Genomic DNA, 15,028 nt, shown 5'->3' on the forward strand with positions numbered 1-15,028 from the left:
TTTTAGATAGACGGTGATGGTTTTATAAATGGCTGAAGACATACTGCTTAAATATGAAAGCCTAGTTGAAGAACTAAAGGCACATTTAGGCACTCCCCAGTTCGACAAACTGTTTAAATCAAAAACAGCTAGCTTAACAAAGCCAGAGCAGTTTCTGATCAAAATGGAAATGTCGCGCTTATCTCAGCCTGTAGCACGCTTTATTGATTTACGTGGCCAGGTAACCGGCCAAGTCAAACCCTACGAATATGATGGTAAGCAACACTTTATGGACGATACAGCCATTGAAGTGTTTGAAGATGCTATAAAGCGCCACGGTGGTTACACCCTTGCCGTTTACGAAGCGGTAATGAATACCGAAAACAATCACCGCGTAATGCAAAAAAAAGCCGCTGAACAAGCTTTAACTGACGATAGTAGCACGACAGAGCAGTCTGCTAAGGTCATTAAGTTTGCATCTTATGAAAGTCGCCGCGAAGAGCGGATGAACTACTCAATTAAAATTACCGTTGAACTAGATAAAGACAATAAGGTTGCCGCTTCTACCTCTGATATCTCTTTAAGTGGCGCTAAAATCAAGTTAGCACCACGGTATAAAGTTAAAAAAGGCCAATTAATTGGTCTGCGCTTAGTTGGCCTAGAGCAAGATTTTGAACTTGGCTTAAAAAACGGAATTCAATATGAAGTAGTTGCGGTAGAAAAAGTATCCCGTGAATACAACCATGTACGCTTAAAGCGCACCTTTATTGAAAATAATGATAAGTTTGATGAGTTCTTAGAAAGCTTTATTCACGGTAATAAACGTCGCTATAAAGTGAACTTAGACAATACCTTAGATGCGGTTGTATCAAAAGGCTACGAGCAATACTACATTCCACGTGTTACCTCATTTTATACATTTTTAAGCTTACAAGGCGACAAACTATATCCTAGCCTTGCGTTAACCACAGAAAATAACATTTTTATTCAGCGCTATTTTTGTGATGAACGTAAGTTGTCATGCTTATATAGCATTATCAATCAGCAACGCCTAGGTCACTTGCTCAGTTCACCAGATGCGGTAAAAGAAGAATACCTGTACACCTTCACTCATACCGTTGCTGGCAAAATTTATTACTACTCAGCTACGCGAACTGAGCTTGATAGCCAACCACAACTGAGAAATTTGTTCCTCGGCTTTGGTAGCCAAAAAGACAGCTGGCAATGCTTTAAGCTTCAGTTGATGCCAAGCCACCCGGAAGATTCGTATATTCCGCTATCTCTACCTAGTAGTGCTGGTAAAAACATCGAAAAACTAAATAAGCCACCGACACCACGGGTGCAGGGGTTGATTAAAGATGTTAAATATCTACTGATTTTGACCTCGGTGGGTACTAAGTTTGAACAACAAACATACCAACAGCTTGATTATAATAAAGATGCGGTAAACCAACTTAAACAGTTTGGTCACAGTAAGCATAAAACGCCTCCTCATTTAGAGCCTGTGGCGCTTGAGTATGTGAACCTTCGTGCTCATAAACGCTATTTATACAAAACAGCTATCAGCATTGAACATCATGAGCAATCAATTACAGGCCATACTCGTGATTTATCTGTGATGGGCTTGCAAATTGAATGCGACCAACCGGTTGAGTTCAAAAAAGGCGATATCATCAAACTAAACTTGCCTGATTTGCAAAAAATTACCAAAAAGCACGATTTAACAAATCTGGCTTATGAAGTAATGGCTATAAGTAAATCACTGACAACGGTAAATTTAAAAGTGCATAAAGTTGGTGACTTACCGCATATGGCGATTAAGTTTTTCACCGTATTAATCGATAACAACAAAGACAAATTACGTGTTTGTGAAGAAACCCCTAAAATTCCGGGGCTATCAACTGCACTCAGAAATATGGTGACCAAAAGCGTATGCCAATTCCCGTTTTATTTACATAAAGAAGCTGCCCACTTTAAAGCTGGCGCTATTGGCCAAGGCTTATATCCAAGCCCACTTCATGTACTACTACAAAATTTTGCGTTATTGAACGAAACAACCAGCATCGACGGATTCTTATCAACGGATCAAATTACAGAAGTGATCACCCCGTTGATCAAAGACCGTAGTCGCCAAGATCCACCTCTGCCATTTACCCTATTTGTTCGCTTTGATCCGCGCCAAGCCGAAATAAGCGATGCAATTACCAGCCGCTGTATTAGTGAAGATGATTACAAACCACAAACTTTGTTTGTGAAAAAAGCGCTGAAAAACGATTTAGTCTTTGTATTTCGTTTATATGTATCACGAACTGGTCGCCCAGATATTGATTACTTAGCGAATGAACTCAAATACATTAGTCAGTATGCATTACATAAAGCAAAAGACTTAGAAGAAGCACTATGGGCAGTAGCTGGTGTGGGTGATTTAATTGATATAACCGAAGAAGCGCTTACCCATTTTGATATTGACCAAAGGCTGATCAATGAAATGAGTAAACGCAAAGCAACTTGGTTAAAGCGAGTAATCTAACGGTAGAGAGAGTAAGTAAGCAACTTGCAGTAATGAGCCTTCATTAATTGCAGTTTGTGCTTGCTCAACTACTTTAGGTTTACCATGCACAGCAACACCAAGCCCTGCCGCAGCCATCATTTTCAAATCGTTCGCACCATCACCCATAGCAACAGTTTGGCGATTGTTTAAGGTAAGCTTTTGTTCGATTCGTTTAAGTACACGGGCTTTTTCTTCAGCATCAACAATCGTGCCTATGACCTTGCCTGTTAAACGGTTATCTTTAAATTCAAGGGTATTGGCATGCACTTCATCTAAATCAAGCAGTGACTGTACTTGCTCAGCAAATGGCACAAAACCACCTGATGCTATTGCTAAATGCCAGTTATGCGCTTTTAGGTATTGGCATAATTCACTCACGCCCGGCATAAGCGGTAAACGCGCTTTTAAGCCATCAATTAAGTCTACATCGATACCTTCTAGTTTTGCGACACGCTGCTTTAAGCTTTGTGCAAAGTCCAGCTGACCGGCCATTGCTTGCGCAGTTACAGCGGCAACTTCATCATACACATCGGCAAGACGCGCAATTTCGTCGATACACTCGATAGTAATGGCTGTTGAGTCCATATCCATCAGCAATAAACCTGGTTCATTCACCGTGGGTGGATTAGTTAATTGCACCAGTTGAATACCCAATTGCTTAGCAAACTCAACTAATACCAATGGACTTAGTGCAGTTGTTGTATCGCTATGAAAGCTCCACGCTACTGGCATGTCTGCGACTGGCTGATAACAACAAAGCGATAAATTACTAAACCCTTGCGCCGCTAAAAAATCGCTAATCGCTAGTAATTGCTCAGCATTAAGCTCATTACCAAAGGCAACACTGAACACGCCTTGGTTTGCTTTTGGCGTAAAGTCTGTTGTAATAAGGTGTTTGTTTTCAATTTTATACCAGCAATTTAGGCTGATTTGTTCTGCTAAATTTGCTGAAGGTGTAGCAGCTAAGCTAAGCTGTGACATAGTGGCTCCACATTAGACTTATGTCTGTCCTTGGTCGTGCATTTGCTACTCGCACTCAAGGGGCTGTTAAAGTTATCATGTTGTACCATCAAATTTAAAAGCTGTCAGTAACGTATACGGTGACTATGAAAAATAACCAACTTAAAATTCCCTTTTCAGCCACTTATCGCCAACGTGTTGTGCGCTTAAGCTTGGCTGCAGCCTGTTTTGTGCTGTTAAGTTGGGTTGCCATGAATAGTAGCTTTCAAAGCCACCAATTACTTTATGATAGCGCTGATAGTACAGCGATAAGCTTAACCAAGTTTATGGCACTGAATGCCAAAACCCCGCTGCAAGAAAAAAACAAACCCGAGTTAAATGCACTATGTAATCATATTGCTGAAGATGAATATGTGTTAGCGGCAACGATTTACGATCAGCAAGGTATTCAAATTGCGGCCAGCGATAATTGGCAAAGCCACCACACTTTTGGTTTATTACCCGATTCAACGCCGGGTATCAGCAAGCTTAAAACCCCATTTGTAGAGCCGGTGATAAGTGATGATGAAAGGCCAATTGGCTTTGTGTCGATTACCTATTTAACGCAGGCATCTATTGCGACCAGTCACAGTAGTTTTCATGATTTAGGTCGCCAAGTGTTATTAATGTTAGTGATCACCTGTATTTTTACTTGGCAACTAGGACGCGGCTTAAAACACTGGCAAATCAACCGTTACATCAAAAAAAGCGCAGAGCAAGAATCATAAAGTTCAGCAGCCAATTTCTGCTTTGTATCGCCTGTAACGCCTTTAAGCTCACATAGATGAGCAAACACATCGCGCACCTTTAGTGGTGTATTAATCTGCCCTTGAAAACCAGCTAGCGGCATTGATGGCGAGTCGGTTTCAAGCACTAAATACTGGGGTTCAATTGTGCTGATAACTTTACGAGTTTTAGCAGCGCGCGGGTAACTAATCACGCCCCCAACACCAAGCTTAAACCCTTGTTTAATATAACTCTGAGCTTGTTGCTCTGAACCTGAAAAGGCATGAATAAAACCTCCATACTTTGGCTTGCAGCGCTTAAATGAGCGAGCAATTAAGTCATGGCTTTGTCTGTGATGTACAATCAGTGGTAAAGCGAGTTGGTTGGCAAGCTCTATCTGCCCTTCAAAAAGCTGCGTTTGTTTATCGAGGTTGTCGATACTGCGATCAAGACCGCACTCACCGATGGCAATAAACTGCCCTGAATGGGTTTTCGCTAACTGCTCCAGTTCAGCGAGATGATGAGTTTGGTGATCAGATAAAAAATAAGGATGTAAGCCTAAAGCAATTGAAATACTTGGCTCTGATTTAGCAAAAGAGAATAGTTTTGTAGATTGTGCCAAGCTCACACCCGGCACAATAAAATGCTCAATCCCTACTTGCTTGCATGCTTTGATGAGCTCTGTGCGAGTTTCATCAAATTCGCTAAAATCAAGGTGGCAGTGGGAATCGATAAAACGCATTTACGGATTTAAACGACCAAACTGCCAACTACCGTCGGCTTGGCGTTGATACATAAAGCGATCGTGTAAGCGGTGTGCCCCACCTTGCCAAAATTCGATTTTTGTAGGCTCAACACAATAGCCTCCCCAAAAATCAGGCAGTGGAATTTCACCCTCAGAAAACTTTTGCTTCATTTTCGCAAATGTTTCCATTAGCACCTTACGCGATGACACAGGACGGCTTTGCTGAGATGCCCATGCAGCTAACTGGCTTTCTTTAGGGCGCGATAAAAAGTACTTAGCCACAGCCGTTGTTGGTAATGGTTTAGCTTCACCATAGACAATGACTTGTCGCTCCATGTGGTGCCACGGAAAGTGCAGAGAAATTTTGTTATTACCTTTAAGCTCCTGCGCTTTGCGCGAGCCGGTATTGGTAAAAAACACAAAGCCATTTTCATCAAGATGCTTTAACAGCACAATACGCTGCGAAGGCTGACCATGTTCATCAACCGTTGCGACGACCATCGCCGTAGGATCAGGCAAATTAGTGGCAACAGCTTGCTCAAGCCATTTTTCAAACTGCTTGATTGGAGACGCATCAAGCATGTCTTCAGATAAACCATCCTGTAAATATTCACGGCGAATATCTTCAAGTTTCATAAAATTCCCTCTATCGCTACTATCAGCTATCAGCTATCAGCTATCAGCTATCAGCTATCAGCTATCAGCTATCAGCTATCAGCTATCAGCTATCAGCTATCAGCTATCAGCTATCAGCTAAAGATTAATCAAGGTTATTGAGCTGTCAATTTTGTTGGGTTTCGCTACGCTCTACCCAACCTACGAAGCTAGGTTCTAGGTTCGATGCTCTAGGTTCTACAAGCTACTCCCCTAGCGCCTAGAGTCTAGGGCCTTCGATTTATGTTGGGTTTTGCTGCGCTCTACCCAACCTACGAAGCAGAATTCACCTAAGTAGTTTAGCCTAAGACAAGGCGGAAAACCGACTTATCCCTAAGGGTTCTTAAACGTTCTGCAAGTGTAGGAGTGCTGACAAGGCGATGTGCTTTTTTATACCAAGGAGCATACGTGTTTTGTATGTGACTTCGGTTAAAAAAGCACGACAACGTAGTCAAAGCGAACTACACGAAGCAGATTACATTTGCTCCATGACTTCGATACCTAAAAGATCCAATCCTGATTTCAGTGTCTTCGCAACCAAATTACACAGTACTAAACGGCTGTCACGAACACTTGGCTCTACACCTTCTTTTAGAACAGGGCATGCTTCGTAGAACGTCATGTATAGGCTTGCTAGTTCGTATAGGTATCCACATAATACGTGCGGTGTCGCTTCGCTGATCATTAGATCGAGTACTTCTTCTAACTGAAGAAGTTTAAGTGCCAGCGCTTTTTCTTGTGGCTCGTTGATTGCAATATCTGCTGTTAATGACGCTGCATCGATACCTGATTTACGGAAAATACTGCGAACACGTGTGTATGCATATTGTAGGTAAGGCGCTGTCGCACCTTCAAAGCTCAGCATAGTGTCCCAGTTAAAGATATAGTCGCTAGTACGGTGCTTAGAGAGATCTGCATATTTTACTGCGCCAATACCTACTTTACGGGCAATTTCGCTACGCTCTTCGTCGCTTAAGTCTGACTCACGCTCAGCAAGCTTAGCTGCGGCACGAGTGATAGACTCTTCAAGTAAGTCAGCAAGTTTAACGGTACCGCCAGTACGAGTTTTGAATGGCTTACCATCTTCACCCATCATGGTGCCGAATGGGCAGAATTCATAACTTGTTTCATCACGTAATAAACCTGCTTTACGTGCTGTTAGCTCAACTTGATTGAAGTGTAAGCTTTGACGTGCATCTACAAAGATTAAGATGCGATCCGCACCCAGTTTATTTGAGCGGTAATCACAAGCAGCTAAGTCAGTTGTCGCATATAAGAAACCACCACCTGATTTCTGTACGATAAATACTGAAGGCTCGCCGTCTTTGTTAGCAAGCTCGTCTAAGAACACCACTTGCGCACCGTCAGACTCAACGGCAATGTTTTTGTCTTTTAATAGTGCGATGATGTTTGCAAGTTCGCTGTTGTAAGCACTTTCGGCCATGATGTCATCTTGCGTAAGTGTTACGTTTAGACGCTTATAAACTTCCTCAGAGTGCTTTACAGAAGTGGCAATGAATAACTTCCACAACTTTTCGCAGTGTGCGTCGCCGCTTTGTAATTTAACAACGTAATTACGGGCTTTGTCGGCAAACCCTTCTTCATCATCAAAGCGTTTTTTCGCATCACGGTAGAAGGTTTCAAGATCGGCCAGCGCTACAGACTCTAAATCTACACCTTGATTGATTTGATCTTCTAAGTGCGCGATTAACATACCAAACTGAGTACCCCAGTCACCCATGTGGTTTTGACGAACAACTTCATCACCACGGAACTCAAGAGCACGAACAACTGCATCACCAATGATGGTTGAACGTAAGTGGCCTACGTGCATTTCTTTTGCAAGGTTAGGTGATGAGTAATCAACAACCACTTTTTGCGCTGTTGCATGAGGCGCAACTGCTAGCTTTTCGTCTTCGTTTGCTGCTTTTAAGCTAGCTGATAAAAACTCAGGCTTTAGGTGAATATTGATAAAACCAGGGCCCGCGATTTCAGTTTTTTCAGCGATATCTGCAAGGTCTAGGTTATCGATAATTTTTTGTGCAAGTTCACGCGGGTTTGATTTTAATTTTTTAGCCGCGCCCATTGCGCCATTGATTTGGTAATCACCAAACTGTGGACGTGTGCTTTGTGTTACCGCTGGATTAGTGTCTTCAGGTAACCCAGCTGCAACCATAGCAGCAATTGCTTTGTCGATTAAAAGAGTACGAATATTCATTGTAATTTTTACCTTTATGGCCCGCTGTACGGGCACTTAAATTTGAAGCAGACTTAGCGTATTAGTTTTCGCGCGTATGGTTAAACTTGATATCTGGATAGCGTTCCATCGACAAGTTTAGGTTTACACGGCTTGGCGCGATATAAGTAAGGTTATCGCCACCATCAAGCGCTAAGTTGCTTTCGCACTTACGCTTAAACTCTTCAAGCTTTTTGGTATCGTCTGAGCCTACCCAACGTGCAGTGTTAACACTCACACCTTCGTAAATCGCATCAACGTTGTATTCTGCTTTTAAGCGTGCAACAACCACATCAAACTGTAGTACACCGACCGCACCTACGATAAGGTCGTTATTGATAAGCGGTCTAAATACTTGCACAGCACCTTCTTCAGATAGCTGAACTAAGCCTTTTAATAATTGCTTTTGTTTTAATGGATCTTTTAAGCGAATACGACGGAATAATTCTGGTGCGAAGTTAGGAATACCACCAAACTTCATTTTTTCACCTTGCGTGAAGGTATCACCAATTTGAATTGTACCGTGGTTATGTAAACCAATGATGTCACCTGCGTAAGCATCTTGCGCTCGCTCACGGTCACCGGCCATGAAGGTTACCGCATCAGAAATACTCACTTGCTTACCAATACGCACATGGTTCATCTTCATACCTTGGCTATATTTGCCAGATACAATACGCATAAAGGCGATACGGTCACGGTGTTTAGGGTCCATGTTCGCTTGGATTTTAAATACGAAACCAGAGAAGTTATCTTCTGTTGCCGCAACTTGGCGGTCTTCTGTTTCACGTGGTAATGGCGCAGGAGCCCACTCAGTTAAGCCATCAAGAACATGGTCAACACCAAAGTTACCAAGTGCTGTACCAAAGTAGACTGGTGATAATTCGCCAGCTAAGAACAGATCTAAATCAAATTCGTGTGATGCACCAATGACAAGCTCTAGCTCTTCACGAAGCTGCTCAGCAAGTTCGCTACCAATCGCAGTATCAAGCTCAGGGTTATCTAAACCTTTAATAACGCGCACTTCTTGAATTGTGTGGCCTTGACCTGTGCTGTACAAAATCGTTTCTTCACGGTGAATGTGGTACACACCTTTAAACTCTTTACCACAACCAATCGGCCAAGTTACCGGCGCACAGGCAATGTTTAGCTCAGTTTCAACTTCGTCTAATAACTCCATTGGATCACGAATATCACGGTCACACTTATTCATAAAAGTTACGATAGGTGTGGTACGTAAGCGTGTTACTTCCATTAATTTACGAGTACGATCCTCAACACCTTTCGCTGCGTCGATGACCATTAGACATGAGTCAACCGCAGTCAGTGTACGGTAAGTATCTTCAGAGAAGTCTTCGTGTCCTGGAGTATCAAGTAAGTTAACTAGACGCTCGTTGTAAGGAAATTGCATAACAGACGTAGTTACCGAGATACCACGTTCTTTTTCCATTTCCATCCAGTCTGATTTTGCGTGCTGGTTTGAGCCACGACCCTTTACGGTACCGGCTTTTTGAATCGCTTGTCCGAATAACAGAACTTTTTCTGTAATAGTGGTTTTACCCGCATCCGGGTGCGAGATGATCGCAAAGGTGCGTCGTTTATTAATTTCGGTAGTTAAATTAGACATGTAAGCTGCTTTTAGTCATAACAAAGCGCACTTAACTGCCTTATAAATTATAAAGCTCGGTGCGCACTGTAAAAATAAAATAGAATTGCCGAGCATTATACCTTGTTTGTCTTAGCCAAAAAAGCAGCGATTGTAAGTAATTATTCACCTTTCGTTGAGGATTTTCGTTGTTCACTTTTTTGCTAAGCTTGTGTAATCAAGTTGTAACGCATACTATTGATAAATTGCACGGAGGGATATCAATTTAGGTCATGAAAACCAGTAAGCTCAGTATTCGATTATTATGGTATATCACACCATTAGTGATCTTACCTTTGTTGTTTTTAGGTGGCTTTACGTTAACCAATGTGACCAATTCAACAAAAAAACAAGCTGAGCTGATTGTCAGTCGCTTTGTTGAGCAACAGCAGCAAAAAATCTTCAATTACATTGACTCATTTCACTCGATTACCCGGTTGCTTTCGACTTCCCCTGTATTGGCAGACTTTTTAGCCCGCGAACCTGAATCAAAAAACCAATACATTGAACGCCTTGGCGAGTTAATGAATGTATTTGCAAGCTATTCAGAAGCTTATCCTGACATTGTAAGTATTAACTATGTTGCCCCAGACGGTAAAAGCGATGCATTTTATTCAAGCCAATTAACCCCTGCGCCGAAAAGTTACCCGTTTTTTGATCAAGTACTGCAATCAAATTTGCGCCAACAGCAATTTATGATCTCCAAAGAAGATGGCTCAACTAGCCTGTACTTTGTGCACCCAATTTATAATATCGATTACTACTTAAAACAGCCGCAGCAACTTGGGTTTATTGTTGTTCATGTTGAACCATCGATATTAAATGCCAGTATTTTAGAAGCGCCATTTAATAACACTCTAAATTTGTTTTTGACCACTAAAGGGCAAATTTTATTTAGCTCGGACTATGACCTACGCGGCAGTTACCTAAGTGAATACGAGCTTGAACAAATTAAGAGTTTGGCCGATTACGGCAAACTAGCCAGTATTGAGCTGTCGAGTATCGACAAAGAAGAGCGCATCATCTACGCGGTACAAATGACCGACGGTGATTATTTTATCTCTACCACTCCCAAAGATTTGCTATATCAGTCTGGTAAAGCCATCAGTTTAATTACTGCATTAATTGTTATTATTTCAGTAATTTCACTGCCTATTTTGATCTACATTGTGGTGCGCAACTTACTACTTACCCCAGTCGAATTATTAGGGGCTGCAAGTCACCGAGTTGGTGATGGTGATTTATCGGTGTATTTGCCCGCCCATACAAATGATGAAGTAGGTGTGCTTTTCAACGACTTTAACCACATGGTGAACCAAATTCGTCATTACCAAGACGAGCTTGAAGAATATAAACATCACCTAGAAGAAAAAGTTGAAAGCCGTACTAAAGCCCTCGAAGCAATGAATAGCAAGCTAGAAGTAGCAATTGCGCAAGCTGAGCAAGCAAACCAACTGAAAAGCCGCTTTTTAGCGAATATGAGTCATGAAATTCGTACTCCACTTACCGCAATTATGGGCTTCACAGAGCAACTTCTGCACAACAAAGATGCGGTGAATGATGAGCAGCATTTAAGCACTATTTTACGTAACTCTAAGCACTTGCTTGAGCTCATCAATAACATTCTTGATTTATCAAAAATTGAAGCTGAAAAACTCGCCGTTGAGCGCGGGCCATGTAATGTAGTGCAGCTTATTCATGATATTGATTCGATTATTCGACCACTGGCTAATGAGAAGCAACTGGCGTTTAATATCAACTACAAGCTACCAATACCCAAAACTATTAATAGCGATACCACACGTTTAAAACAAATCTTGATCAATATTGCCAGTAATGCAGTTAAGTTCACTGAGAAAGGCAGTATCTCGATTGATATTAGTTACAACAGCGAAAAACAACATTTACAATTTGCGATTCAAGATACCGGTATCGGTATGTCTGAGCGCGAAGTTGAGCGGGTATTTAAACCGTTTGAACAAGCCGATGCGACGACAACTCGCCGCTTTGGTGGTACGGGTCTTGGCTTGTGTATATCGAAGAACTTAGCCCAGTTATTGGGTGGTGATGTACAGCTTATTAGTGAACCTGGAAACGGCAGTTGTTTTACCATACAAGTTGCTGCTCATTTAAATGCCGAGCAGTTACAAAATGAAGGCTTTATTCATAGCTATGAGCAGCTCTCACCAAGTAAAGACGTTCAGCTGTCATTCGCAGCGAATAGCTTTGATGCCAATATTCTGGTAGCCGAAGATAACCCAGATAACCAGTTACTGATCAAACTACTGTTACAAACTTGGGGGCTTGAGCCTGACATCGCGAAAAATGGGGCTGAAGCAGTAGAAATGGCATTGGTAAATGATTATCAGCTGATCATCATGGATATGCAGATGCCTGTCATGGGCGGCTTAGAAGCAACGCAAATGCTACGTCACGCAGCCTATGATGGCCCTATCATTGCGCTTACAGCCAATGTAATGAAAACTGATGTTGACACCTACATAGAGGCTGGCTGTGATGAAGCACTCGCCAAACCAATCGACAAAGATGCTCTAGAGCAAGTGCTTGTAAGCTACTTACACATTGAAAAAGACAGTCAAAACAAGTGGGAAAACTTACTAAAAAGTGAAAAGTTCCAACAGATTAACGACAACTATCGCTCAAAACTACCTGATTATTTAAGCCAAGTCGTGCAGTTGTATCGCGCTAAAGAATGGGAAGCGCTACGTTCATTAGCACACAGCTTAAAAGGCAGTGCGGGGTGTTTTAGTTTTGAAGCTATTCACAAGACTGCAGGTCAGCTTGAAAATGCGCTACGCAGTAATCAAACAGAGCAAGTTGAACAATGCTACGATGCACTTATCAATGCCCTTGAAGAAGCATCTTAAAGGCTAAAGCTCATACCCATCAAAATAGCGTCTTCGTTGCCTGTCGCGGTTGGGTAATAGTTCTTACGCACCGACATATGTGCAAAGCCAGCACTTTCATACAGGCCAATAGCGGGTGCATTCGACTCACGCACTTCTAAGAATAGGTTTTCAGCTTGGTACTGCTCGCCGTGCTCAATAAATGCATTTAACAACTGCTTAGCAATGCCCTGCCCTTGGTACTTCGGCGCAACACAAATATCCATTAAAGTGTAATCTGGGCCCGCTTGTTCACCAATATAAAAACCTAGCATCTCATCACCTTGAAAAGCGGCTAGGTTAAAATAACGCCCAGCTAAACACGACAGCATAGTTTTCTCTGTCCACGGGTGACTATGGCAGGCGTTTTCGATAGCCATTAACTGGCTAATATAGGTTGCATCTACAGGTTTAAAGCTTATCAAGTTGTTCACCGATTAAAGACCAAAGTTGTTTTTTCTGTTCGCCATTGAGCTTATCGCTTGGTAAGCCTAAGCAACCCTCTTGCCAGCTAATATTTGCTGTTTTAACGATTTGAGTAATAACTAACGGCGCAAATGCTTTTTCGAGGTCTTGGTGAAACTGTAACGGAAGCGTCAGTGTTTCTTGTTGAGTGTTTGGTATCTGTTCGCCAGAAGTATCAGGCGCAGTTCGATAGTGTTGATTCAACTCTAAAGATTGTACAGAGAATATCGCAGCGTAACTTGGATTCATAACAACTCAATCATGATTAAGAGCAAGTAATATAGGGAGATTTGCGATTAAAGTAAAGAAGGAAGAAATGGCAGGGGCGGAGAGATTCGAACTCCCAACCGTCGGTTTTGGAGACCGCTGTTCTACCAATTGGAACTACGCCCCTGCAATGACGACGAATTATATAGAGCTTTTTTCAAAGGTAAAGTAAAAAAACACAGTTTTTAGTTTAACTGCTTCTTAAATAAACAAAACGGCGAATTAGCAAGCTAATTCGCCGTTTTTGTACCAATTCAGGTCAGAATAATAAAATTATTCCCACTCGATTGTTGCCGGTGGCTTACCTGAAATATCGTAAACAACACGTGAGATACCATCGATTTCGTTGATGATACGGTTAGAAACCACACCTAAGAACTCATAAGGTAAGTGTGACCAACGTGCCGTCATAAAGTCGATTGTTTCTACACAACGTAGCGATACAACCCAGTCGTATTTACGCGCATCACCCATTACACCTACCGATTTAACTGGTAAGAATACAGTGAAGGCTTGACTTACTTTGTGATAAAGCTCTGCTTTGTGTAGCTCTTCAATGAAGATAGCATCTGCGCGACGTAGTAAGTCACAGTACTCTTTCTTGATTTCACCAAGTACACGAACACCTAAACCAGGCCCCGGGAATGGGTGACGGTAAAGCATGTCGTATGGTAGACCAAGCTCAAGACCAATTTTACGTACTTCATCTTTGAATAACTCACGTAACGGCTCAACAAGACCCATTTCCATATCGTCTGGTAAACCACCTACGTTGTGGTGAGACTTGATTACGTGTGCTTTACCTGTTGCTGATGCAGCAGATTCGATTACGTCTGGGTAGATAGTACCTTGACCTAACCATTTAGCACTTTTCAGCTTTTTAGCTTGCTCGTCAAAAACTTTAATGAAGGTATGACCAATCGCTTTACGCTTATCTTCTGGGTCATGTTTACCAGCAAGATCTGCTAAGAATTGATCTTCAGCATCTACTTTAACAATGTTTAGGCCAAACTTATTGCCGAACATGTCCATAACTTGCTGACCCTCGTTTAAACGAAGAAGACCGTTATCAACGAATACACACGTTAGCTTGTCGCCGATTGCACGGTGAATAAGCATGGCAACAACAGATGAATCAACACCACCTGATAAACCTAAGATAACTTCGTCATCACCTACAGTTTCCTTAATACGATCAATAGCATCGTCGATGATTTTAGCTGGTGTCCATAGCTTTTCACAGCCACAGATATCAATCGCGAAGCGCTCAAGTAAACGTAAACCTTGGTGAGTATGAGTTACTTCTGGGTGGAACTGTACGCCGTAAAAACGTTTTTCTTCCCAAGACATTGCTGCATGTGGACATGTTGAAGTTTTAGCAGTTGTTTTGAAAGTCTCTGGTACTTCCATCACTTTATCGCCGTGGCTCATCCAAACGTCTAGTACGCCTGCACCGCCGTCAGTAATGTGGTCTTCGATAGCATCGAATAACGCACAGTTACCTACTTTTTCAACTTGCGCATAACCAAACTCTTTCTTATCAGAGCTGTGTACGCTACCACCTAGTTGCGTTGCCATTGTTTGCATGCCGTAACAGATACCAAGTACTGGAACGCCTGCGTTAAATACATACTCAGGAGCACGTGGGCTGTTTTCAAGTGTTGTAGACTCAGGGCCACCCGACAAAATAATACCTTGTGGATTAAATTCGCGGATTTGCTCTTCAGTTACATCCCATGCCCATAGCTCACAGTAAACACCAATCTCACGTATACGACGTGCGATTAACTGTGTGTATTGCGAACCAAAATCTAAAATGAGAATTCGTGAATCGTGAATGTCTTTGCTCATGGAG

11 protein-coding genes and 1 tRNA gene are annotated in these 15,028 nt (G+C 42.1%); 3 read left to right on the forward strand and 9 right to left on the reverse strand.

Annotated elements, in window-relative coordinates:
* The first annotated feature begins 28 nt into the window (after positions 1–28).
* Positions 29–2,509 (forward strand): PilZ domain-containing protein, encoded by a 2,481-nt coding sequence (locus ABMY41_RS02950; RefSeq protein ID WP_252948976.1) that lies wholly within the window; start codon positions 29–31, stop codon positions 2,507–2,509.
* Here ABMY41_RS02950 and serB read toward each other — a convergent pair.
* Positions 2,492–3,511 carry a phosphoserine phosphatase SerB gene (serB, locus tag ABMY41_RS02955; protein WP_252948977.1) on the reverse strand — a complete coding sequence of 340 codons (1,020 nt, stop codon included), beginning with the start codon at positions 3,509–3,511 and terminating at the stop codon, positions 2,492–2,494. The genes ABMY41_RS02950 and serB overlap by 18 nt on opposite strands.
* A 125-nt stretch (positions 3,512–3,636) precedes the next feature.
* Here serB and ABMY41_RS02960 point away from each other — a divergent pair, with 125 nt between their 5' ends.
* Positions 3,637–4,257, forward strand: coding sequence for an AhpA/YtjB family protein (locus tag ABMY41_RS02960; protein WP_054560826.1), 621 nt, complete (start codon positions 3,637–3,639; stop codon positions 4,255–4,257).
* Here ABMY41_RS02960 and ABMY41_RS02965 read toward each other — a convergent pair.
* The 4 genes from ABMY41_RS02965 to prfC form a co-directional block, all read right to left on the reverse strand.
* Positions 4,224–4,997, reverse strand: coding sequence for a TatD family hydrolase (locus tag ABMY41_RS02965; RefSeq protein ID WP_349274110.1), 774 nt, complete (start codon positions 4,995–4,997; stop codon positions 4,224–4,226). The genes ABMY41_RS02960 and ABMY41_RS02965 overlap by 34 nt on opposite strands.
* Entirely contained in the window at positions 4,998–5,636 is a 639-nt protein-coding gene (gene pdxH / locus ABMY41_RS02970) for a pyridoxamine 5'-phosphate oxidase (protein ID WP_055020972.1), read from the reverse strand.
* A gap of 493 nt (positions 5,637–6,129) precedes the next feature.
* Complete coding sequence (gene argS, locus ABMY41_RS02975; protein ID WP_349274111.1) at positions 6,130–7,872, reverse strand: arginine--tRNA ligase; 1,743 nt, start codon at positions 7,870–7,872, stop codon at positions 6,130–6,132.
* Positions 7,873–7,933: 61 nt separating this feature from the next.
* Positions 7,934–9,517 (reverse strand): peptide chain release factor 3, encoded by a 1,584-nt coding sequence (gene prfC / locus ABMY41_RS02980; protein WP_349274112.1) that lies wholly within the window; start codon positions 9,515–9,517, stop codon positions 7,934–7,936.
* Positions 9,518–9,768: 251 nt separating this feature from the next.
* Here prfC and ABMY41_RS02985 point away from each other — a divergent pair, with 251 nt between their 5' ends.
* Complete coding sequence (locus ABMY41_RS02985) at positions 9,769–12,423, forward strand: hybrid sensor histidine kinase/response regulator (protein WP_252948979.1); 2,655 nt, start codon at positions 9,769–9,771, stop codon at positions 12,421–12,423.
* Here ABMY41_RS02985 and rimI read toward each other — a convergent pair.
* The 4 genes from rimI to guaA all read right to left on the reverse strand — a co-directional run bounded on the left by rimI (position 12,420) and on the right by guaA (position 15,024).
* Positions 12,420–12,866, reverse strand: a complete 447-nt coding sequence (gene rimI / locus ABMY41_RS02990) for a ribosomal protein S18-alanine N-acetyltransferase (RefSeq protein ID WP_252948980.1) — start codon at positions 12,864–12,866, stop codon at positions 12,420–12,422. The genes ABMY41_RS02985 and rimI overlap by 4 nt on opposite strands.
* Positions 12,853–13,155, reverse strand: a complete 303-nt coding sequence (locus ABMY41_RS02995) for a hypothetical protein (protein WP_175080297.1) — start codon at positions 13,153–13,155, stop codon at positions 12,853–12,855. The genes rimI and ABMY41_RS02995 overlap by 14 nt, the downstream gene beginning before the upstream one ends.
* A gap of 68 nt (positions 13,156–13,223) precedes the next feature.
* A tRNA-Trp gene (locus ABMY41_RS03000) sits at positions 13,224–13,300 on the reverse strand.
* A 146-nt stretch (positions 13,301–13,446) separates the two neighbouring features.
* Positions 13,447–15,024 carry a glutamine-hydrolyzing GMP synthase gene (guaA, locus tag ABMY41_RS03005; protein WP_175080299.1) on the reverse strand — a complete coding sequence of 526 codons (1,578 nt, stop codon included), beginning with the start codon at positions 15,022–15,024 and terminating at the stop codon, positions 13,447–13,449.
* Positions 15,025–15,028 lie beyond the last annotated feature (4 nt).

Origin of the sequence: Pseudoalteromonas sp. BZA4, assembly GCF_040104395.1 — a bacterium.
Classification (GTDB): Bacteria; Pseudomonadota; Gammaproteobacteria; order Enterobacterales; family Alteromonadaceae; genus Pseudoalteromonas.

Coding starts and splice junctions, on each gene's coding strand:
- ABMY41_RS02950 (WP_252948976.1), top strand. CDS start 29: ATGGCTGAAGACATACTGCTTAAATATGAAAGCCTAGTTGAAGAACTA.
- serB (WP_252948977.1), bottom strand. CDS start 3,511: ATGTCACAGCTTAGCTTAGCTGCTACACCTTCAGCAAATTTAGCAGAA.
- ABMY41_RS02960 (WP_054560826.1), top strand. CDS start 3,637: ATGAAAAATAACCAACTTAAAATTCCCTTTTCAGCCACTTATCGCCAA.
- ABMY41_RS02965 (WP_349274110.1), bottom strand. CDS start 4,997: ATGCGTTTTATCGATTCCCACTGCCACCTTGATTTTAGCGAATTTGAT.
- pdxH (WP_055020972.1), bottom strand. CDS start 5,636: ATGAAACTTGAAGATATTCGCCGTGAATATTTACAGGATGGTTTATCT.
- argS (WP_349274111.1), bottom strand. CDS start 7,872: ATGAATATTCGTACTCTTTTAATCGACAAAGCAATTGCTGCTATGGTT.
- prfC (WP_349274112.1), bottom strand. CDS start 9,517: ATGTCTAATTTAACTACCGAAATTAATAAACGACGCACCTTTGCGATC.
- ABMY41_RS02985 (WP_252948979.1), top strand. CDS start 9,769: ATGAAAACCAGTAAGCTCAGTATTCGATTATTATGGTATATCACACCA.
- ABMY41_RS02995 (WP_175080297.1), bottom strand. CDS start 13,155: ATGAATCCAAGTTACGCTGCGATATTCTCTGTACAATCTTTAGAGTTG.
- guaA (WP_175080299.1), bottom strand. CDS start 15,024: ATGAGCAAAGACATTCACGATTCACGAATTCTCATTTTAGATTTTGGT.